The organism is Gammaproteobacteria bacterium (assembly GCA_003696665.1).
In the GTDB taxonomy this organism is placed as follows: Bacteria; Pseudomonadota; Gammaproteobacteria; order Enterobacterales.
Window position 1 is genome coordinate 1 of record RFGJ01000065.1, and the last position, 22,208, is coordinate 22,208.

The window sequence follows — 22,208 nt, forward strand, 5'->3', positions numbered from 1 at the left end:
GCTTGAGGTTGAGTTTTTCTGCCACTCCCTGCAAGGAAACGCCAGACAACCCTCGGTTTGTCATTGCCCGCTCCAGCATTTCACGCCCACGAGCAATGTGGGCCGTCTTTTCCTGTCGACGGAACCATTGTGCTACCTTCTGTCGTGCGCGGTGCGACCTCAAGTAGCCAGCCGAGGGATTGAGCCAGTCTCGACTTGGCTTAGCCTCTTTACGCGTCAAAATTTCCACCGTTTGTCCGGTGGACAACGGCGTCGTCAGTGGCACCATTCGCCCATTGACTTTGGCGCCAACACAGTGATGGCCAATTTCCGTATGCACATGATAAGCGAAGTCCAGAGGTGTCGAACCGGGCGGCAAATCGAGCACACGCCCTTCCGGCGTAAAAACAAAGACGCGTTCGTCTTCAACGCTTTGTTCGAACTGGCGCATAATTTGATCGGTGCTGGCCAATTCTTTCTGCCAAGCCAACAACTGGCGCAGCCAGGCAACCTTTCTTTCCGCCGCGTCATCACCACGACTGCTTTTGCCTTCTTTGTAGCGCCAATGCGCCGCAACACCATGTTCAGACTCTTGATGCATCCGGAACGTGCGGATCTGGACTTCTAGCGCCTTTTGTTCCGGGCCAATGACTGCAGTATGGATCGAACGATATCCATTGGGTTTCGGGGTGGCGATATAGTCATCGAACTCTTTTGGGATGTGCGGCCATAAGGTATGCACAATACCAAGCACCGTATAGCAATCGGCAATTTTGGGCACCAAAACGCGCACCGCACGCGCATCATAAATTTCCTCAAAGCTCACGCCTTTACGTTGCATTTTCCGCCATATCGAATAAATGTGCTTGGCGCGACCCGCAATTTCCGCTTGAATTCCGTATTTATCGATTTCCCGCTTGAGAATCGCGATGACCTGATTGATATAACGCTCACGATCAATGCGTCGTGCCGCCAGCTTCTTGGCGATGTCACGATAGGCCTCGGGATTAAGTTGTCGAAAGGCGAGATCCTCAAGTTCCCATTTAATCTGACCAATGCCCAGACGATTGGCAAGCGGCGCATAGATATCCATGGTTTCCTGAGCAATGGATCGCGCAGTGGCTTCATCAAGGTACTTGCACAATCGAAGCATTTGCAGCCGGCGCGCCAGTTTGATCATCACCACTCGAGTGTCATCCACCATCGCCAATAACATCTTGCGCAAGTTTTCAACTTCTTCGGCGCTCAAGATGTGACTTTGGTGATCCGTTTGCAGCGCACGGATAGCCTGCATTCGTTGCGTGCCTTCGACCAGTCGTTTGACTTCCTTGCCCAGTTTGTGTTGTACGCGGTCGAGTGCCAAGTGACCATATTCCACGGAAGGAAACACGATGGCGGCCGTGAGTGTCGGTGTATCCATTTGCAAGGTCGCCAAGATTTCCGCCATGGCGAGCCCATGCTCAAGTACATTCTCCCCCTCCGGCACCCTTGGTTCATCCGGCAACGAAGCGGCCAAATCAATGGCACCCACCAGCTGTCGCATTTGCGATGGTTCGCGATGCACATTTATCCGAGAAAGCCAACGCTCAATGTCAAGCGCGCCATCTTCGGTTCTCGGATACGCATCACTGACCGTGACCATGCGTCACTTCTCCCGTTCAAACACAGCCATTGACTCGACATGTGCCGTTTGCGGAAACATATCCATGATCCCCGCTGCCACAAGTCGGTAACCATTACTGACCAACAGACCAGCATCCCTTGCCAGTGTGCTTGGTTGACATGACACATACACGATGCGCTTCGGCTTTGTCTCGATCAGATGTTGACAGACTTCCAGCGCACCGCTTCGCGGCGGGTCAAGCAAGACTTTATCGATCCGAGACACGCCCCAACCGGCCAAATCAAACGACTGTGTCAGATCAGCCGAATAAAAGTCCAGATTGGTCAGCCCGTTCAAACGTGCATTTTCATACGCTCGTTCGGTCATTGCCGCGCTTCCCTCGACCCCAATCACACGAGCTGCACGTGTGGCAAGTGGCAAACTAAAGTTACCAAGCCCGCAAAACAGATCGAGCACGACTTCGTCTTGTCTGGGCGCCAGTAGCTCAACAGCCTGTCGCGTCATCTGGCGATTGATGTCATGATTGACCTGCGTAAAGTCACTAGGGTGAAACGCCAACCTAAGATCAAAATCGGGAAGATCATAATACAGACGTTCCGGCCCAGGCTGTGGCCACAAGCGATGAATTGTGTCTGGCCCTTTTGGCTGCAAATAAATATCGAACCCATTAGCTTTGCCAAATTCGATCAGATGCTCACAATCCTGGTCCGTCAGTGGTCGCAAGTGCCGAAAAATTAACGCACGCCCCTCGTCACCAACTGCGACTTCAATTTGCGGCAAGCGTTGCCGAACACTGAGTGAAGCCACAAGTGCTGCCAGCGTTGGCAATTGTTCCCCGACGCTCGGATGGAGCACATGGCATTGTTCTATTTCCGCCACAAAGTGGCTAAAGCGCTCACGAAACCCCACCAGCACTCTACCTTTACCTGGCACATCTTTGACAGCAAGGCGGGCTTTACGTCGATAACCCCATTGGGGACCAGTCAGCGGGGACAACCAACGCTCAGGCTTTACCCCACCAAAGTGTTCGAACTGACGCGCAAGTAGTGTCTGTTTATGTTTCAGTTGCGCTTCATGATCCAGATGCTGTAGGGCGCAGCCGCCACATACCAGAAAATGGGCACATCGCGGTGCCACTCTGTCCGGCGAAGGCTGTGCTATCTCCTCTGCGATGGCAATATCAAAACTGCGTTGCCGCATCTTAAGCCGCGCTTTGACGTGCTCACCTGGCAACGCATTATCAACAAACACCGCCTTGCCTTCACTTCGTCCGACGCCGCGGCCATCATGTGTCAAGTCGACAATATCCAGCGCCAGCTCTTTGTTTCGCCACGGTTTACGTCGACTCATTGTGATGGCTCCTTAGTCGAGTCCCAGGCATTCAAGAACGCTTGCAAATGGAGACCTGAATGTTGAGCAAGCATCGATTTCAACTGTGCATGTTTCTCATTAAGGCCGCCTTCCGAAAGCCGTCCCCGAATCCGCTCAAACTGTAGATACACCAAATAAGTGTTCAATACATCCGTCTCGCAGTAGTCACGAATTTTCTTGATATCGCCAGCCTGATAGGCCTCCCAGACCTTGGCACCGCTCATTCCCATCTTGCCGGGGAAACCCAACATGGTCGCCACTTCGTCTAACGGCGCATTGGCTCGGCCTGTGTATCCGGCAAGCACATCCATCAAATCGGTATGACGCGCATGATAACGCGACAAATAATTGTTAAACCGAAAATCCCGAATTTCGTCGCCTGTTTCCCAATATGTCGGACTGGCCACGCCATGCTTCAACGCCCGATAATGCAATACTGGCAAGTCAAAACCGGTACCATTCCAGCTCACCAAAACCGGACTGAATTTTTCAACACCATCAAAAAATCTTCGCACCAGGTCGGCTTCACTATCTTCCGGCGAACCCAAAGACCAAACACGCACCGACTCATGATTTGCCATCACGACCGATATCGCAACCACCTTGTGCAAATGATGTGGCAAAAATTCTCGACCATTGTTCGCCCTCTGGCGAGCAAACATCGCTTCAGCCACTGATGCATCCGACAACCCATGCAAACCAAGGATGGCCCTACCCGCCTCCACATCTGGCACAGTTTCGATATCAAATACCAATACATGACTCATCTGCGTCTCTCACCCAAGGTTCATGTGCGTTATGTCAAAGAAATTTCTTCGGCTAACCGTGCCAATGACGCTTTCGGATCCGACGATGCAGTCACTGGTCTTCCGACAACCAGATAATCACTACCACTGGCCAAAGCCTCCGACGGCGTCATAATTCGCGTCTGATCGTTACCGGCCGCCCACTTCGGTCGAATTCCAGGGGTGACGGTGAGAAAGCTTTCGCCACAAGTCGCTTTGATGCTTTGCGCTTCATGGGCTGAACACACGACGCCGTTCAACCCGGTTTGCTGACAAAGCTTGGCTAAGGCCTTAACCTGCTCATCGAGTGGTCGGGACACGCCGACGGCCGAAAGTTCTGAACTGTCCATACTTGTCAGCACCGTCACACCGATCAATAGCGGCGGCTCGTCTACATTCGCCAAACTTTCAACGGCGGCTTCCAGCATTCTGGGGCCGCCACTGGCATGAACATTGACCATCCAAACGCCGAGCGCACTGGCCGCACGTACCGCTTTGGCCACTGTCGTCGGGATGTCATGAAATTTGAGGTCCAAAAACACTTCGAAATTCTGCTTTTGCAACCATTCCACCCAAGCAGGGCCAAAGCGTGTAAACATTTCCTTGCCAACTTTGACGCGACACAGATTCGGATCGAGCAATCCTACCAGTGACTCAGCTTCCGCGCGTGATGCAAAATCCAAAGCAATGATGAGTGGCTTGTGATGACTCATGATTTCTCCAAAAACATATTATGGTTGATGAGGGCGTATTGTCCCCCACTGTTTGCAGCTTGGACATTGCCAGAGCATCTCGTGACTTTGGTAGCCACATTCGTCGCAACCATGCAGATGGTCTCGATCCTGCAATTTCTCCAGCACATTTTCCAGTGCCAGCAGACTTTCTCGCACTCGCGGGTTGGCGTAAGGGCGATAGAGATGCAGTAAGTACAACACCCCTGAAACCGATGGAAACCGTTTCAACGATTGAATCAAGTATTCGCCCGCCGCCACATCGCTGGCTTCCTCGCAGATCAATTTGGCAGTGGCCAGAAGTACCTTTGGTCCAGCCCCGTGCTCGACCGCACGACACAATAATTGCTTCCAATCACATGCCGTTGGCGACTGCTCTTTCAATTTCATCAGCACGGGCATGAGCAGCGAGAAATATTCTGGGGTGTGATCGATGCAATGCTCGCATACAGCCAGAACTTTCTTAATGTTTGACTGGCGGAGCGCCACTTGCGCCGCCAACAAATCGATGCGTGGATTGTTGGCAAACACATCCTCGGCAGCACGCAATTGCCTTTTCGCCAATGCCAACTGCCCCTTTCCTATGGCTTGTTCGGCAAGCTCGCAGTAGAAATGGCTGACTGTCTCCGCCAACCGCTCTTTTGCCATGTCATCTTCGACAATTCGCAGCAAATGCTCGGCAGCTTCAATTGCCTGAGGCCAGTCTCGCAACTGTTGATGGATCTGCACCAGCATACGTAGTGCGCGCTCGGCCATCCGTCCAGAGATCAACTCCCCGAACACGCGTTCGGCCCGATCAAACATGCCTGCGGCAAAATAATCCTGTCCAAGTTCATACATGGCCAATTCGCGAATTGCCAATGGCAGTGAGGGCCGCGCTATCAGATTTTGATGAATTTTTAGGGCTCGCTGAACCTCACCTCGACGACGAAATAATGCGCCAAGTGCCAAGTGCGTTTCAGCGGTTTCTGAATCCACATCAATCAGCTTCAGGAAAACATCAACCGCCCGATCAGGTTGCTCGGCGAGGAGATAATTAATGCCCACTAGGTACTGCGTCGAAACTTGCGCATCGAATTCCCTTCGGCGTTGCATCCATTTGACGCCTGCCCACCAGCCGCCCACAACAGCGACCGGCAGCAAGAACACCCATCCCCAATCATTCATGACAAGTTTAGTCTGGCTCCTTCAGTGGCGAAGTACGAAGCACTTTCACTTCTTGCTGCAGCGCCTGATTTTCTTTTCGCAAAAAAGTGAGCTTTGTCCTGAGTCCAAAATATGTCGGCAACCAGAGAATGGCGGCAACCAGCAGGCCCGCGAAAAAAGCAACAAGTATGACAAGAGCAAGCGGCCAGTGAACTTGGGTGACCAAAAAATCTACCGTCACCACAATGTCATTTGCGCCAGCAAACAGCGCCGCAATACCAGCCACCAATGTGCCTATCAATAAAAGAATCATCAACTTCATAGTTCACCTAGCGTACTCTGGCGGTGTGTATTACGGGCCGCTGTTCTCGACTACTTTTGTCGCGTTTTTTGCCACGCCTCGTTGACACGATCGCGTAGATCTTTCCCGGGCTTGAAATGCGGTACATATTTTCCCGGCAACGCCACCGGCTCGCCGGATTTCGGATTACGTCCAACCCTAGGCTTTCGATAATGCAGCGAGAAGCTTCCGAATCCCCGTATCTCTATACGTTCGCCTCGCGCTAACGTCTGCGACATATGCTCAAGAATACTCTTGACGGCCAATTCTACATCTTTATGCGACAGCTGATTTTGCAACCGCGCCAGCCTTTCTATTAACTCTGATTTTGTCATAGGGGCTTTGAACCTGTGATGAGCTACAAAACATTTGAGCTAATTCAGGCATTTGATTCTACAAGATATTTGACTAAATACAACAAATAAGGCAGCCGAAGCGCTGTGTACCGCTACATGGCGCCCCATGCCGGTTCCGCTTTACATCAACGAGGGACGTCGTTTTAATGACGATATGTTAAGCCCATCGCCTATATTTAAAAAATGAATTACCTTGTCGTCTGCGCTCTCGGTGAAAAGCAACCCGGTATCGTGTATGAATTGTCAAAACTGGCCTCTCAGACTGGGTGTAACATCGTCGAAAGTCGGATGACCACAATGGGCAGAGAATTTTCGTTGATGATGCTGCTCCAGGGAGAATGGAATGCGTTGGCTAAGATGGAACATCAGGTCCCCGTTGTTGCCACACGCCTTGGGCTGACAACGATGATTAAGAGAACGACAGAGGCCGCGCCACAAGCTGATGCCATCCCGTATCGGCTGCAGATTACCGCCAAGGACAATCCTGGCATCATCGGCGACATTGCCGAATTTCTTGCCGAGCATCAGATTCCGATCATTGAGTTGAACTCTGATAGTTTTACTCCGCCCCACAGTGGTACCGCAATGGTCCGATTAACACTGGTCATTCATGTTCCCGGTCACGCACGCATTGCGGACCTCAGGGAAGAATTCACCAATTTCTGCGATGACAGAAATTTAGATGCCATCATGGAACCATACGGTCAAATTGTGTAACTCACCATAGGAAGCGTTACGTATGAACGAAACAGTGATTGAACTACCGGACTTTGACGTGCAATCGACAAAAGGTGTCATCAACTTACGAGATCATATTGGTGATATCGTTGTTTTGTATTTCTATCCGAAGGATGCCACACCAGGCTGCACCACCGAGGGGCAAAATTTTCGAGATTTGTTTCCGGAATTTACCAAATTCGGAGCGGTGATCTACGGCGTATCGCGTGACTCACTCAAAAGCCACGAACGCTTTAGAGAAAAACAGCAGTTTCCTTTTCATCTTATCAGCGATACCGACGAAAAACTCTGTCAATACTTCGACGTGATCAAGGAAAAAAATATGTACGGTCGAAAGGTGCTTGGGATTGAGCGCTCCACTTTCTTGTTCGATCGCAAAGGCAAACTGGCCCAATCCTGGAGAAAGGTTCGCGTCAAAGGACACGTCGAAGAAGTGCTAAGCGCGGTTCAGGCATTGGCAGACCAATAAACATTAATCAAGCAAGGAAATGTTATGGCCGCAAGACCCAAGACCAAGCGTCTTTTTGTATTAGACACCAATGTGCTCATGCACGACCCGACTGCGCTTTTTCGGTTTGATGAGCACGATGTCTATCTACCCTTGGTGGTGCTAGAAGAACTCGATGCTGCCAAAAAAGGATTGTCCGAAGTGGCCCGCAACGTCCGGCAGGTATCCCGCTGCATTGACGACCTAATACAGCGCCATCCCAACCAGCCATTGAGCGAAGGATTACCGCTTTGTGACAACTTATATTCGGACATCGAGCAGTCGCATGCGATCGAGGCACGACCAACTGGCCGTCTGTACTTGCAAACCGAACACATTCAGTTTCAATTGCCCGAAAGCCTTCCAAGCAGTCGCTCTGACAACACCATCCTCGGTGTCGCCATCGGTCTGAAAACAAGTCATCCCAATCATCAGGTCACCTTGGTGAGCAAAGACATCAATATGCGCATCAAGGCGACAGCCATGGGATTGCGCGCAGAAGATTATTTCAATGACCGAGTCGTCATGGACATCGAGCAACTTCACTCCGGCCTGTTTGAATTACCTCACGATTTCTGGGAAACGCACAGTAAGGAGATGGAGTCTTGGAAAGAAGAGGGGCGTACTTTTTATCGAATCAAAGGACCGCTGGTCGACAAATGGACGCCAAACCATTGTCTCTATACCGCTCTACCAGTGCCTTTTACAGCGATCGTGCGACGGTTGGAGGCCGACAGTGCCATCATCGAAGTGGCTCGGGACTACCGTTTGGAAAAAAACCAGGTCTGGGGCATTCAGGCACGCAATCTGGAGCAAAGTTTTGCGCTGAATCTGCTCATGGATCCCGAAATTGACTTTGTCTCCCTCCAAGGACCGGCTGGCACAGGCAAAACCTTGCTCACCTTGGCCGCTGCACTTGAACAGACCATTGAGCAAAAGCGTTATCAAGAAATCATTATGACAAGAGTGACAGTGCCGGTTGGTGAAGACATTGGCTTCTTGCCAGGCACAGAAGAAGAAAAGATGACGCCCTGGATGGGGGCCCTGCTAGATAACCTTGAAGTGTTGGCACCCTCCGATGAGGGGGACCATTGGGGACAAGCCGCGACGCACGACGTCCTCAAACGATGGATTAAGGTAAGATCGCTCAATTTCATGCGCGGCCGAACCTTTTTACGGAAATTCATCATTATCGATGAAGCCCAAAACCTGACCCCTAAACAGATGAAAACATTAATCACGCGGGCTGGCCCAGGAACAAAAGTCGTGTGTATGGGCAATGTGGCCCAAATCGACACGCCGTATCTCACGGAATTCTCATGTGGCATCACCTATGTGGTGGATCGTTTTCGAGATTGGCCACACGCTGGCCATATCACGCTCAAACAAGGAGAGCGGTCACGACTTGCTGATTTTGCTTCGCAACAACTATGACAAGGAGAACGTAATGAACAAACGCGCACCTTGTGGCGAGATCATCACCCGAACCATTGCCATGCCCGGAGATACCAACGCCAATGGCGATATTTTTGGAGGCTGGATCATGGCGCAAATGGACATTGCTTCAGGCATCATTGCCAAACATACGGCCAAATGCCGAGTGGCGACAGTGGCCGTAGATCGCATGGAGTTTCATAAACCTGTTCATGTGGGCGATACAGTGGCGTGTTATGGAGAGTTGGTCAAAGTCGGCCGAACCTCAATGCAAATCCATATCGAAGTCTGGTGCCAACGTGACATTAAGGATGATTACTTTATCGTGACTGAGGCTCAGTTTACCTATGTTGCCATCGATGACGAAGGCCGCCCAGTCCCCGTTTATCGTGAGGACAATCCTCCCCCAGTTCAGGCGTGAGCAATCGCCCCTTTGTCAATGCCTTCAAAGGCTTGTACGGTGACACGCGCTCCCGTCGCGCGCGCTGTCTGCGAAGCCAGGTGATGCGCAATCCATTCAACTGTACTTGGCGTATCCAGTAAATAGACGCGCTCAGCGGGTAAGGCAAGCTTAAATTCACCGTCCGCGGCGCGATAGCCAAGAAGCAGTCGCCCCTGCGGTAAGTTTTGCAAGACATGGCCACGTGTCGCTAAGTAAATGTCTCGCCAACGCTTTGCCCAATGCCGTGCCCATTTTTCGCTCGGCGCGCCGTCAAGCCAAACACGTATGCGGCTACGATGTCCGTGGGCGATTCGCTGGCAGGCCCCCTGATGTCTCTGTAAACCATGGCTGTACTGATAATGAGGCTCGTGTTCAATGGCTTCTGGTCGAAGTGTGATAGAAACCCGCCGTACACTGGCCGGCAACATGGGTTTGATCTGCGCGGCCATCCAATCCCCGATCACGTCAACATCTACATACGAAGCAGGCACTGCACACACCGAATTTTCCGGTCCCCAGTGCTCGATCAAGCCACAATCCGCATGAAAAGCCACATTGCCTGAAACTTGCCCGCCACGCCAGCTGGTTCTATCACTCGCTGCAGGCACCACGAGCTTGTGGTCAATATGAGCATCCGCCCACTGCTTGATCAGCTTTTTGACAAGACCGAAATCAAAAATCATTCCCTGACCATCCAAATCACCTTCCAAGGTCACATCGACCAGCCAGCTTTCACCCAATAGACCACGCGCACCATCAAGGTAGCTGAAGTCAACAATGGTCAACCGTTCCACAAATAGCGAGGTCATCGCATCTCTTCTCCACGACACTTTGCCATGTACGGCCAGTCCACAATACAACTCAATGAATCTGTGTGGCCGCTCGCAAACACAGGTTAGCTTGCTCTGCCAACATCAAACAGGCATTCACTGATGCTTTGTCGAGTGGCTTGTCCGACATTGTTAAAATTACGGCGATGGTACGCCCTCGGAGCACAATAGGCAACGCCAATCCTCCTGGACCAAAATTGGCCAGAAAGGGGGGCATCGGGTGACTGACCAACCTGTCCATCGTCTCCTCGGATAGCCCAAATTGAACAACCCGTTTGTCTATAAACGCAGAGGCAAAAATGGGGTCGCTTCCGACTTGCGCATTCGATACCGCCAGGGTGTCACGCAACTTGTCTTTCTCAGGACCAAGTGCCAAACGAACTTCCAAAGATTCCTTTTTTGGCATACGAAACACCAACGCCACATGCGGCATATTGACTGCGCGATGAAGCCCTTCGACCAAAATCTGCAGGAGTAGGTTGAAGTCCAAGCTGGCTTCCTGACCAAGGCTAATCATATCTGACAACACCGACATCAACATAGTTTGAGAGGATGCCTGCTCATGTGACGCATCTTCCTTGTGCAAAGTCTCGTTCGAGCCACCACTGGCCACATAAGCAACAGACAAACCAAGTGTCTCGAAATGCTCCCCTGCCGCTCGTGTAGCTTCATCCAAAAGCGCTTGCCGCTCCTTCACTGGTAATTGCCAATCGCCTGTCCACAACGACGGATTTTGTATCACATCCTTGACCGATTGCGTCTTTTCAAGTGCATCGACCAATGCTTCGCTCGTTCCTATTAAACTTGTGAATTGGTTTTCGTGTGAAGCAGTGGCCATCACTAACCCTTCACCCAAATGCCAACTTTTGGCCAAACAATGTGTCAATCGTGTCGGTGGAAACCCTAAAATTTCTTCAACTTCATCGCGTCGGATGGGTTGTTTCTTTAAACATTGATGTGCGAGCACCAACATAATGCCTAGTTCATAGAGCAGTGCCCCGATAAAAACCTCTTCACCATCAACTGCAGGAAGGCCTTGCTCTGCCATACGACGCGCAATCTGAGCACGAAGTATCCCACGCTGCAAAATCCTTAGCATCTCCTCCCGGCATGGCCCCTGAACAGATTCGATCAACATGGCGCTAGCAACGAGCATTTGCACATTCTTGTACCCAAGGCACAAGAGCGCGCGAGAAAGGCTACGGATTTCTCTTTGACGTGAATAGACCACGGTATTCGCCAGTTTCAAAACACGTGCCGTGAGATTGGCATCCGCCATGATGGACTCGGTAATTTGTGCAGCATGCGCACTATCAAGATTTTTCGCCGATTGCAGCAACGCGACGGAACGCGAAAGAATGGGCAGCTCTGTGGCCTCCAGACGCTGTAACCAATGTTCGAGGTTTCGATCACTCATAGAAGCAATCTCGGTGACTGTCCATAAAGTATAGTCAAAGTTGTCCTAAAAAAGAAAAGGGGCAAACGCCCCTTTTCTTCAAGAAAGTAATACAGCGAATTAATTGGCACCGAGACTTTCAAAATACGCGGCCAAATTGGCGATATCTGCGTCAGACAACCCCTTCGCCATCGGCGCCATCACAGGATTTTTTCGCGTGCCGTCGCGGAAAGCCTTCAGCTGTTTCTCAAGATAGGCGGCCTTTTGTCCTTTCAGGTTCGGGTAAATCGGCACTGCACTGATGCCATTGGCACCATGGCAACCCGCACACATTGCCGCTTTTGCCTTACCTGCTTGGATATCAGCAGCCGATGCAGCTGCCATGAGACTCATTGCACTCAGGATAACCAATAGTTGCTTCATAATGTTTCCCCTTCTGAAGGTGTTAATCAACATAAATATAACCTAAAACTGATCATGCCTTCCTTAACCAAAATCAAGTTTTTATGTCCGAAAGAGGACATCTTCACGATTGAACCAGTGAACCGCAAACCATAATGCCCCCATCGCCAGCACCAGTGTCGAGCCGAAGATGGCGGCGACATAAGTATAGTCGATCGTCCCCTTAATCAATTCCTTGATGGCGAGGGCCATGTTGGTGATAGGTACCATCGCTGTTGCCCAATCAAGTTCCATGCCAGGAATCAATGCGGCCATGACGGGAATAATAATCACCATGATTAACGGCGATGAATAGTTTTGTGCTTCTTTGAAATTCCTCGCATAGATAGAAATAGACAACAAAATAGCGGCAAAAATGGCGGCGATGGGCATTACCATGACAATCAGCATCACTAGATCGATCACGCCCACCGTTTGCATAATCTCCATTGCTTTGCCCATAAACACGGCTTGACCCAAGAGCACGCCCCAAACGCCAACCGACACAATGGCGAGCAACACAGCCAGAAAGCCTGAGACAAAAATCACCAAGTATTTGGCCAGCGCAATTTGCCAGCGCGGAATTGGATTGAGCAACAATGTCTCTAGGGTATCTCTTTCTTTTTCGCCGACACCAAGGTCCAAAGCCGGATACATGGCGCCGGAGAAAATAAAAATGATAAGGAAATAAGCAATCAAGCCACCTGCCTGCTCACCGAACCTCTCCCGTTTGTCGGCGATAGAGTGTTTGTCAACTTCTATCGGATTGATGAGCCATTCCAAATCTTCTTTCGAGATCCCTCGCTCCGAAAGCAGTAACTTCTGCATCTGCTCACTGTATTTATCAATCAACGGCTGTACCCGCTTGGTGACAATCCTTGCCACAGAAGAGGCAGAATTATAATGCAGACGGATCACTGCTTTTTTACCTTTGGCAAGCTGCTGTTGAACATTGTGGGGAATTTCGAACACCAACCGAACACGTTCGTCACGTATCGCGGCATTGATTTCTTCCTGTCCGATACCATCGACCCGTTTGAAGTTTTTCCCTTGAGCAAGCAAGTCGATCAACTCGGGCGCATTCGCCTCACCAATCACAGCATAGGTTAACGTTTCCGCCATACGCTTTTGCACCACCACTTTGGTGAAATAGGCGAACCCTCCCATCAACAATGGAATGATGAGCGTTGGTAGCAAAATGGTAAAGATAAGCGTTTTACGGTCACGGGACAGTTCCAGCAACTCCTTTTTAAACACTAGCCACATGGCGAACCTCCGAAGACTCATTCACCACCGCCATAAAGGCTTCATACAAATCACCGCTCTGACTGCGCGCTTGAAAATCAGACAAATCCCCAAAAAACAGGCTCTTTCCGTAATGAATCACGCATACCGTGTCGCATAATCGCGCAACCTCATGCAGATGATGTGTCGAAAATATCACTGTTTTTCCCTGCTGCTTGAATTCCTCAATAAACTCAATGACCGTTCTGGCCGCCAGCACATCCAATCCTGTGGTTGGCTCGTCAAAGACGACCACGTCAGGATCGTGAATCACGGCTCTCGCAATCGATGTTTTTTGCTTCATGCCGGTGGACAAATCATCCGCTCGCTTATCGGCAAATGCGTGCATATCGAGACGGTCAAACAAGTAATTCAGACGCTCAGATAACGTATCTTCCGGCACACCGTGCAGGCGCGCGAAATATTCAATATTTTCTCGCGCCGTCAGCCGACGATAAAGCCCCGTCGTTCCAGACAAGAAGCCCATTACCTGACGAGCTCTCACAGGATTCTGTACGGCATCGACACCATCAATCACAATGCTTCCTGCACTTGGCTGCAAAGCAGTCGACAACATCCTCAAAGTCGTGGTCTTTCCCGCGCCGTTGGGGCCTAAGAGCCCGAGCACCTGCCCACGCTCACAGTGAAAACTCACATCCCGTACGGCATAGAACAACCGCCCTTCCTGTCTCGGATCAGACGCCACACCTGAAACAGATTTCTTTTTATTCGTTTTGCTCACAAAATATTTTTGTAAGTGTTCGACTTCTATCATCCATTACACCCTTATTCGTTGCCGGGTCCACCAAACTACGCCAAGCCGCTTTCCCCTGTCAAAACGACGGTGATACGGTATCATACCCTCCAGACAAAGCCAGCAATTTTAGGTAAGCATGACATTCTCAGAATCATTATCTCTGATCTGGCAAACATTTCGATATCCAAATCAAGCCGCACAGCAACTGCAAATAAAAGGCGTCACATGGCTGCCTTTGTTCGCCTTAGCCATACTGCTTTATCTATTGTTTCACAGCTATTTTTCGCATGTCGACATCGATTGGTACCGGGAATACGCTACGGCACCCTTGGCTGAACAATTTGCCCCCGACCGCTTAGCTGAAATCAAGCAAAACATGCAGCCCAGTACACTGTCTATTTCTATGACGGTTGCCGGTTTTCTAGAAAACCTCTTGATATTTGCTGTCTTTGCACTTTATTTGCACATCCTCGCCCAGTTGTCAAAGGTGAAAACGATATTTTTCGCTGACTGGTGGCGCCTGGTTGTGTGGAGTGCGTGGCCTAAAATCATCGGCCTTATTCCAGCCATCGTTTATTTGAGCGTATCAACGAATTCACAGATCCCTCTCGACCAAATACAGCCTTTGGCCCTGACCACGTGGCTCGATATTGAAAGTCACTCACTCAAGACAGCGCTTGGCTTACTCAATCCATTCGAACTATGGAGCCTTGGTTTGGCCGTTATGTTTTACCGACAATGGATGAACGTCAGCCGGTTAAAATCGGCGGTCATCATTCTCGGCCCGCACATTTTGTTTATCGCTTACTTAGCGGCCTCGCACACTCCATAGGGACGCAAAGAACAATAGACATTCAGGCCCTCGCCCCCGATATTTGACCGTTATCGATACTCCAAAAGAACAAAACCGCAGACATTGTGCGGTTTTGTTGACAAACACGGCGACTAGTTCACTTCATCGTCCAAGGAATAACGCTCAATGTCGGCATGATGTTTAAGCCAACCTTGTATTGCACTATCTAATTGCATCATTCTTTCTTGTGATAACCGAGCCGCAACCTGCTTGCGTTCGTTATCATTAATCGCTGGTAAAGCGCCAGGCTCCACCTTGGTCAAAACCAGTACCGCATAGCCATCCGTCAACCGACGCCCATTGGCACTGGGAACTTCTTTTTTCGGCCGTGGTGTCTCGAACGCCAAGTCACGGATTTCTGGCCGCACCTCACCATCATGGCGCGTCAAACCGGAAAAGTCATTCCATTTGGCTTTCAAAATTTCTGGCAAGACCTTGAGTGCCGAATTCAGATCTTGTTTTTGAAGCTCAGCCATCAATTTCCGGCCAAGCGACTCGACTTCATCCAATGCTTTTTCGCGCCGCAATCGCTTTTCAACCTCTTCTTTGACATCATCAAAAGCCTTTACATAAGCATCTTGGTGCTTGGCCAAGCGAAGCACAATGGCATGATTCGGTCCGACTTCGATCACGTCGCTGTTATAACCATCCACCAATACTGCGTCTGAAAAAGCTGCCTCTCGCACTTTAGGGTTCGCGAAAATACCCTCACCTTTATCTCGCGAAAACCATGGTGAGGTTTTCACTTCAGCACCAACAACCTGCGCCACTTCGTCAAGGGCATCGACAATTTCAAAGGCCTTTTCAGCCATTTCATTTTTCTTCTCTGCATACAGCAGATCGACGCGTTCTTTGCGAACCCGAGCCAGTACATCGTCCCGCACTTCGTTAAAAGGTTTTACGTCGGCAGGCTTAATGCCGGTCAACTTTATGATATGAAACCCAAAGGGCGTCTCAACCAAGTTCGAAAGTTCGCCGACCTCTTTCAATGAAAATACGGCCTTATCAAACTCCGGCACCATCATGCCGCGACCAAAATACCCCAAATCACCGCCTTTCTCAGCACTCCCCGGATCTTCCGAGAATTTTTTGGCGAGCTCAGCAAAATCAGCGCCTTCCTTAAGTTGCTTTAGGATGTCCTCGGCCTTCTTTCGTTTTCTCTCTTTGTCCTCTTTCGCCGCGTTCTGATCAACGGCGATCAAAATATGCGAAGCCCGTCGTTGTTCTGGTGTCCCAAATTCTTCTTTATGTTGCTCATAGTAGGACTTCAGCTCGTCCTCGGTCACCTGTATGGAATTTGCCAGCCGGTCAGCCGTAAGCTCCACATACTGAACCTGTACTTGCTCTGGAACACGGAAACTTTCTTTATGTGCCTCGTAGTATTCTTTCAGCGCTTTCTTACCTGCATCGCTCGAGAAATCGTATTTCGGTTCCAAAAGTGCACTCTCAAGCACAAGCCAGTGACCGGCGCGCTTTTGTTTATCTAGCGCAATAAACTGCTCGATCTCTGCCTGAAGCGAAAACTCGCTCGACAACAACTGTTGAAGCTGCTGCAACGCCATTTCACTCTGGCGCGCCGACACAAAACCTTCCGGCGTATAACCGGCGCGCACGAGCACACGCTTGAGGATTGCCGGGTCATACTCACCTTTTTCGTTTTTGAAGACATCCATTTGCCGAATTTCAGCAAAAACGCGTTCAAGCGAGACAGTCAGACCAAGATCGTTGGCAAACTGGCGAATCAAACGTGCCAAAATCATTTGCTCAAGAACATCTCGCTTGAATTTCGACAGTGCCTGTTCGGTCGGATATAACTGCTCAAATCGTGCGCCCATGTTCTGGCGAATTTGCTGGACTTGCCGTTCAAATTCTTGGCGGGTGATTTTTTCACCATTGACTTCCGCCACATCACGATTCACATTGCTCAGGATATAACTGCCGATACCCGCCACCGCAAAGGAAAGAATCACCAAGGCAAGTAATACCTTGACCCACGGGCTATCTACTTTATTTCGAATTGTTTCCAGCATATTTCCATTAACCGTCTAGATTTGTTCTTGAGCCAAGCACAGACATCAACACGCGACAAGAGGCTGGCGGAGCGGACGGGACTCGAACCTGCGACCCCCGGCGTGACAGGCCGGTATTCTAACCAGCTGAACTACCGCTCCAGACGACAGAGACCCGGAATCACATAAGCGATTTCCGGGTCCTAGTCCAGGGCAGGCCTGGCAATTTAACGCTAATTAGTTGACAGCGTCTTTGAGTGCTTTCCCAGCTTTGAAGCCAGGCACTTTTGCTGCAGCGATTTGAATAGTTTCACCGGTTTGCGGATTGCGACCTGTTCTGGCGGCACGTTCTTTCACACTGAAAGTCCCGAAACCAACCAGAGACACCTGCTCGCCTTTACGCAAAGCCTCGGTGACTGCGTCAATAAATGCGTCTAGCGCACGACCTGCTGCTGCTTTAGACAGATCAGCGTTTTGCGCAATGGCATTAATCAGTTCCGACTTGTTCACTCAACTTCCCCTTTTGTTGTTTGTTAATTCTTGTTCGTCGACGGTTGCCAAGTGACTGTGTCTAAGGACTGTCTTAGCAACCGCTGTGTGGACGTTATACCAATAGGGCAAAACCAGTGTCAAGGCACAACGTCACCTTTTTCGCGCCCTATCAATGTTGGGCAGGGTAAGCTGCCCCGCTTTTGCCCTTCTCTTCTCCCTCAGTTTCAGTGATCTTTGCGCCTTGCGCCTTCCATGGAGTCGGCATTCTTTCGAGGGCAAGCTGCAACACCTCGTCAATCCATTTCACTGGGACAATTTCCAAATTTTCCTTCACATTTTCCGGAATTTCCTTCAGATCTCGTGCGTTTTCTCGTGGGATGAGCACCGTGCGCAGACCAGCTCTATGGGCCGCGAGGAGCTTTTCTTTGAGCCCGCCAATCGCCAAAACTTCTCCCCGCAAGGTGATCTCGCCAGTCATTCCAACGTCCTTGCGTACTGGGATACCGGTTAACGAGGAGACCAGCGCCGTACACATTCCAATGCCAGCAGAAGGGCCATCTTTCGGGGTAGCGCCTTCGGGCACGTGAACATGAATATCCGTCTTCGTATAGAACTCAGGATCAATGCCAAGCTGCTCGGCACGCACCCGAACCACAGTCATCGCTGCTTTGATCGACTCTTGCATGACTTCGCCAAGATGGCCGGTAAACGTCGTTTTCCCTTTACCAGGCATGGTCACCGCTTCGATGGTCAACAGTTCACCACCGACTTCTGTCCACGCCAAGCCGTTGACCTGGCCAACCTGGTTCTCGTCATTTGCTCGGCCGAAATCATAGCGCCGAACGCCCAAATACTCCTCAAGCTTGTCAGGCGTAATGACCACCGGCACTGAAGTGATCTCGCCTAGCGCCATACATTTCACCACTCGTCGGCAGATCTTCGCCAATTCACGTTCAAGGCTTCGGACCCCAGCTTCACGCGTGTAGTAGCGAATAATGTCGATGATCGCTTCATCGGTCATCTCGAGTTCCGAGCGCTTCAAACCATTGGCCTGCATTTGCTTTGGCAACAAGTACTTTTTCGCGATATTTAATTTTTCATCTTCCGTGTAGCCGCTGAGGCGAATCACCTCCATACGATCCAGCAAAGGTGCCGGGATGTTCATGGAGTTCGCCGTCGCAACGAACATGACTTCCGATAAGTCATAATCGACTTCGAGGTAATGGTCATTGAATGCGTTATTTTGCTCTGGATCCAATACCTCAAGTAATGCCGAGGCGGGATCGCCACGCATATCCATGCCCATCTTGTCTACTTCATCCAGCAAGAACAGCGGGTTTTTGACGCCCACTTTTGCCAGTTTCTGAATAATCTTGCCAGGCAAAGCCCCGATGTACGTCCGTCGATGTCCGCGAATTTCCGCTTCGTCTCGGACACCACCTAAGGCCATACGCACAAATTTCCGTCCAGTCGCTTTGGCAATAGATTGCCCGAGAGAGGTCTTACCTACGCCCGGCGGTCCAACCAAGCACAAAATTGGCCCTTTCAATTTACGCACACGACTTTGCACCGCCAGATATTCGAGGATGCGTTCCTTCACTTTCTCAAGACCATAATGGTCGGCATCAAGAATTTTCTGCGCTGCCGCAATGTCGCGTTTAACCCGCGTCCGCTTGGCCCAAGGAACCTGCAGCATCCAATCGATATAGCCGCGAACTACGGTTGCTTCTGCCGACATGGGTGACATCATTTTCAACTTGCGAAGCTCGCTTTCCACCTTTTCGCGCGCTTCTTTCGGCATACCGGAGCTCGCTATTTTCTTTTCAATTTCTTCAATCTCATTGGGGCCATCATCCAGTTCTCCCAATTCTTTCTGGATGGCCTTCATTTGTTCATTCAAATAATACTCTCGCTGACTTTTCTCCATTTGTTGCTTGACTCGGCCACGGATACGTTGCTCAATTTCAAGCAAGTCGATCTCCGTTTCAAGCAACATGGCCAAGCGTTCCAAACGCTCGACAATATCAGCACATTGGAGAACTTGTTGTTTTTGTTCGACTTTAACTTGCATGTGGGCCGCAATAGAATCGGCCACTTCGCCCGGGTCCTCCATTGACGGCAAAGATTTCAAAATTTCATCAGGGATCTTATGGTGTAATTGAACGTATTTTTCAAAACGCTCAATACATTGCCGAGCAAGAATTTCGGCCTCACGCTGATCAGGAATTACCTCCACAATCGGTTCGATTTCTGCTATCAGCGTTTCACCGTCATCCAAAACAGAGGTCAACTTCGCCCGTTGCACGCCCTCGACTAATACTCGAATATTGCCGTCAGGCAATTTCAGCATACGCAAAATATTGGCCACACAGCCAACATCGTACAGTCCATCGCGATCCGGTGCGTCTTCAGAAGCTTCTTTCTGCGTCACAAGCATGATTTGCTTGTTTTCGCGCATGGCAATCTCCAACGCTTCGATCGATTTCTCTCGCCCGACGAAAAGCGTGATCACCATGCGTGGAAAAATCACCACGTCACGCAATGGCAATAGGGGAAGTCGTTTTGCGATCTCTATAGTCGCAGTCATACAGCACCTCTCGGTTAAAATTCGCTACGAGGCAGGCGCGAACATACGCGCCTGCTCAAGATTCTCTGAATGATTATATGGGGACGTTCGGGAGACGTTTCAATACTTCGGTGGTATGCGTGGTTAATTATCAGAAGCCGCCCTTTCATTATTGTCTCGGTTGTCATAAATGAGTATAGGCTCTGACTGCCCCTCGACGACGGAGCGATCAATGACAACCTTGGCGACATCTTTCATATCAGGCAATTCATACATGATGTCCAGCAAAACCCCTTCCATGATCGACCGCAAGCCACGGGCTCCCGTCTTACGTTCAATGGCCAATTCTGCGATGGCCTCCAACGCATCCTGCCTAAACTCCAACTCGACCCCTTCCATTTCAAACAACCGGGCATACTGCCGAGTGAGGGCGTTCTTCGGCTCCGTCAAAATGCGAATCAGCGCCTGCTTGTCCAGCTCTTCAAGTGTCGCGATGACAGGCAATCGACCTACAAATTCCGGAATCAAGCCGTATCGTACTAGATCATCAGGCTCAACCTGTTCAAACAATAGGCCCAGGTTTTTCTTGGCATCCTTTGAATGCACTTCGGCTGAAAAGCCGATACCACCTTTTTCTGTCCGTTGCTGAATAATTTTTTCCAATCCTGAAAACGCGCCACCACAAATGAACAATATATTTGTCGTGTCCACTTGCAGAAATTCTTGCTGCGGATGTTTTCGACCACCTTGGGGCGGCACCGACGCCACAGTCCCCTCAATCAACTTCAGCAATGCCTGCTGCACCCCTTCGCCAGATACATCCCGGGTAATAGAGGGGTTGTCTGATTTGCGTGAAATTTTATCAATCTCGTCGACATAGACGATGCCCTGCTGCGCTCTTTCAATGTCATAGTCACACGCTTGCAGCAGTTTTTGAATAATATTCTCGACGTCCTCACCTACATAACCAGCTTCTGTCAGCGTCGTGGCATCCGCAATGGCAAAAGGCACATTCAACACCCGAGCCAGCGTCTGTGCCAATAGCGTCTTACCACTTCCTGTCGGACCGATCAGCAGAATATTACTCTTGCCGAGTTCAACGTCATCGCGGTTATCGAACTTTGCATTGTTTCGCAGACGTTTGTAGTGGTTATACACTGCGACGGCCAAAACCTTCTTCGCTTTCTCCTGGCCAATCACATAGTCATCCAGAAATCGCCGAATTTCCTGAGGCGATGGCAGGCTACCATCCGTCTCCGTTGCATCATCAGCATCCTGAATTTCTTCGCGTATGATGTCATTGCAAAGTTCGACACATTCGTCACAGATAAATACCGAAGGGCCAGCGATCAGTTTTCGCACTTCATGCTGGCTCTTGCCGCAGAAGGAGCAATAGAGAAGCTTACTTGAACCGTCGCTGCCTGACTTGTTACCACCACTCATAATTCACCCTTGGTATCATCCGTTCAGATAGTCTTCCGCCTAGCGTTTTAGTTTAACCCTTTTTTTCTTCCTTCGCCCGACTTTCTAGCACCGCATCCACTAAGCCATATTCTACGGCCTGTTGTGCACTCATGAAATTGTCCCTATCCGTGTCTTTGGCAATTTGCTCAACCGTTCGACCAGTATTTTCGGCCAAAATTTCATTTAATTTACGTTTGAGTTTAAGAATTTCTTGCGCGTGAATTTCGATGTCGGATGCCTGTCCCTGAAAACCGCCGAGCGGTTGATGAATCATCACCCGTGAATTGGGCAAGCAATACCGTTTACCCTTGGCGCCGCCCGCCAGCAAAAAGGCACCCATGCTCGCAGCTTGGCCAATACACAAAGTGCTGACATCAGGCTTGATAAACTGCATGGTATCGTAAATGGCCAGCCCGGCCGTGACCGAACCACCCGGCGAATTAATGTACAAATAAATGTCTTTATCCGGGTTTTCAGACTCCAGGAACAATAACTGGGCAATGACCAGATTGGCCATTTGATCTTCCACCGGACCAACGAGAAAGACAACGCGCTCCTTCAGCAACCGTGAATAAATGTCATATGAGCGCTCACCGCGGGCGGTTTGCTCAACGACGATCGGCACCAATCCCAGTGCTTCCGTTTCCAATGCTGAATGTCTTGACACGTTGCCCTCCACAATC

General features: G+C 50.2%; 22 protein-coding genes and 1 tRNA gene. 5 read left to right on the forward strand and 18 right to left on the reverse strand.

Translation table 11 applies throughout. The annotated features are described in order from the left end of the window. The 7 genes from D6694_01975 to ihfB all read right to left on the reverse strand — a co-directional run. On the reverse strand, positions 1-1,621 hold a 1,621-nt coding region (locus tag D6694_01975; protein ID RMH47367.1), incomplete at its 3' end, for a bifunctional (p)ppGpp synthetase/guanosine-3',5'-bis(diphosphate) 3'-pyrophosphohydrolase. Between the two features lie 3 nt (positions 1,622-1,624). Then, positions 1,625-2,953, reverse strand: a complete 1,329-nt coding sequence (gene rlmD, locus D6694_01980; GenBank protein ID RMH47368.1) for a 23S rRNA (uracil(1939)-C(5))-methyltransferase RlmD — start codon at positions 2,951-2,953, stop codon at positions 1,625-1,627. After that, positions 2,950-3,741, reverse strand: a complete 792-nt coding sequence (locus D6694_01985; GenBank protein RMH47369.1) for a 3'-5' exonuclease — start codon at positions 3,739-3,741, stop codon at positions 2,950-2,952. The genes rlmD and D6694_01985 overlap by 4 nt, the downstream gene beginning before the upstream one ends. Positions 3,742-3,770: 29 nt before the next feature. After that, positions 3,771-4,472 (reverse strand): orotidine-5'-phosphate decarboxylase, encoded by a 702-nt coding sequence (locus D6694_01990; protein ID RMH47370.1) that lies wholly within the window; start codon positions 4,470-4,472, stop codon positions 3,771-3,773. An 18-nt stretch (positions 4,473-4,490) separates the two neighbouring features. Beyond that, positions 4,491-5,657 carry a lipopolysaccharide assembly protein LapB gene (gene lapB / locus D6694_01995; GenBank protein ID RMH47371.1) on the reverse strand — a complete coding sequence of 389 codons (1,167 nt, stop codon included), beginning with the start codon at positions 5,655-5,657 and terminating at the stop codon, positions 4,491-4,493. A 7-nt stretch (positions 5,658-5,664) separates the two neighbouring features. Continuing rightward, positions 5,665-5,958 carry a LapA family protein gene (locus tag D6694_02000; protein ID RMH47372.1) on the reverse strand — a complete coding sequence of 98 codons (294 nt, stop codon included), beginning with the start codon at positions 5,956-5,958 and terminating at the stop codon, positions 5,665-5,667. A 50-nt stretch (positions 5,959-6,008) separates the two neighbouring features. Further along, complete coding sequence (gene ihfB / locus D6694_02005) at positions 6,009-6,311, reverse strand: integration host factor subunit beta (protein RMH47373.1); 303 nt, start codon at positions 6,309-6,311, stop codon at positions 6,009-6,011. 204 nt (positions 6,312-6,515) lie between these two features. On the opposite strand from ihfB, the gene D6694_02010 reads away from it, so the two are divergent. From D6694_02010 to D6694_02025, 4 genes are read left to right on the forward strand one after another with little or no spacing between them, the layout of a single operon-like run. Continuing rightward, complete coding sequence (locus D6694_02010; GenBank protein RMH47374.1) at positions 6,516-7,049, forward strand: glycine cleavage system protein R; 534 nt, start codon at positions 6,516-6,518, stop codon at positions 7,047-7,049. Positions 7,050-7,071: 22 nt separating this feature from the next. Continuing rightward, positions 7,072-7,539, forward strand: coding sequence for a peroxiredoxin (locus D6694_02015; protein ID RMH47375.1), 468 nt, complete (start codon positions 7,072-7,074; stop codon positions 7,537-7,539). Positions 7,540-7,563: 24 nt separating this feature from the next. After that, positions 7,564-8,991 carry a PhoH family protein gene (locus D6694_02020; protein RMH47376.1) on the forward strand — a complete coding sequence of 476 codons (1,428 nt, stop codon included), beginning with the start codon at positions 7,564-7,566 and terminating at the stop codon, positions 8,989-8,991. 13 nt (positions 8,992-9,004) lie between these two features. After that, the gene (locus D6694_02025) at positions 9,005-9,412 is read left to right on the forward strand and encodes an acyl-CoA thioesterase (protein RMH47377.1); all 408 of its coding nucleotides are present in this window, start codon (positions 9,005-9,007) and stop codon (positions 9,410-9,412) included. Here D6694_02025 and D6694_02030 read toward each other — a convergent pair. From D6694_02030 to D6694_02050, 5 genes are all read right to left on the reverse strand, one after another. Then, a complete protein-coding gene (locus D6694_02030; protein ID RMH47378.1) occupies positions 9,403-10,242 on the reverse strand; it encodes a 6-pyruvoyl tetrahydropterin reductase in 840 nt (279 codons plus the stop codon). The genes D6694_02025 and D6694_02030 overlap by 10 nt on opposite strands. A gap of 52 nt (positions 10,243-10,294) precedes the next feature. Further along, positions 10,295-11,680, reverse strand: a complete 1,386-nt coding sequence (locus D6694_02035) for an HDOD domain-containing protein (protein RMH47379.1) — start codon at positions 11,678-11,680, stop codon at positions 10,295-10,297. A 99-nt stretch (positions 11,681-11,779) separates the two neighbouring features. Continuing rightward, on the reverse strand, positions 11,780-12,082 hold the full coding sequence (locus D6694_02040) for a cytochrome c (protein ID RMH47380.1): 303 nt from the start codon (positions 12,080-12,082) through the stop codon (positions 11,780-11,782). Between the two features lie 81 nt (positions 12,083-12,163). Further along, positions 12,164-13,387, reverse strand: coding sequence for an ABC transporter permease (locus D6694_02045; protein ID RMH47381.1), 1,224 nt, complete (start codon positions 13,385-13,387; stop codon positions 12,164-12,166). Continuing rightward, positions 13,350-14,159: an ATP-binding cassette domain-containing protein gene (locus D6694_02050; GenBank protein RMH47382.1), complete on the reverse strand. Its 810-nt coding sequence runs from the start codon at positions 14,157-14,159 to the stop codon at positions 13,350-13,352. The genes D6694_02045 and D6694_02050 overlap by 38 nt, the downstream gene beginning before the upstream one ends. Before the next feature lie 118 nt (positions 14,160-14,277). Between D6694_02050 and D6694_02055 the strand changes: the two genes are divergently transcribed. Further along, positions 14,278-14,973 (forward strand): hypothetical protein, encoded by a 696-nt coding sequence (locus tag D6694_02055; protein ID RMH47383.1) that lies wholly within the window; start codon positions 14,278-14,280, stop codon positions 14,971-14,973. A 113-nt stretch (positions 14,974-15,086) separates the two neighbouring features. Here the strand turns inward: D6694_02055 and D6694_02060 are convergent, their stop codons facing one another. The 6 genes from D6694_02060 to clpP form a co-directional block, all read right to left on the reverse strand. Beyond that, entirely contained in the window at positions 15,087-16,556 is a 1,470-nt protein-coding gene (locus D6694_02060; protein RMH47395.1) for a hypothetical protein, read from the reverse strand. Between the two features lie 532 nt (positions 16,557-17,088). Further along, positions 17,089-17,165, reverse strand: a tRNA-Asp gene (locus D6694_02065). A 75-nt stretch (positions 17,166-17,240) separates the two neighbouring features. Beyond that, positions 17,241-17,513: an HU family DNA-binding protein gene (locus tag D6694_02070; protein RMH47384.1), complete on the reverse strand. Its 273-nt coding sequence runs from the start codon at positions 17,511-17,513 to the stop codon at positions 17,241-17,243. Between the two features lie 151 nt (positions 17,514-17,664). Continuing rightward, entirely contained in the window at positions 17,665-20,082 is a 2,418-nt protein-coding gene (locus D6694_02075; GenBank protein ID RMH47385.1) for an endopeptidase La, read from the reverse strand. 123 nt (positions 20,083-20,205) lie between these two features. Then, positions 20,206-21,504: an ATP-dependent Clp protease ATP-binding subunit ClpX gene (gene clpX, locus D6694_02080; GenBank protein RMH47386.1), complete on the reverse strand. Its 1,299-nt coding sequence runs from the start codon at positions 21,502-21,504 to the stop codon at positions 20,206-20,208. Between the two features lie 52 nt (positions 21,505-21,556). Further along, complete coding sequence (clpP, locus tag D6694_02085; GenBank protein RMH47396.1) at positions 21,557-22,192, reverse strand: ATP-dependent Clp endopeptidase proteolytic subunit ClpP; 636 nt, start codon at positions 22,190-22,192, stop codon at positions 21,557-21,559. Positions 22,193-22,208 lie beyond the last annotated feature (16 nt).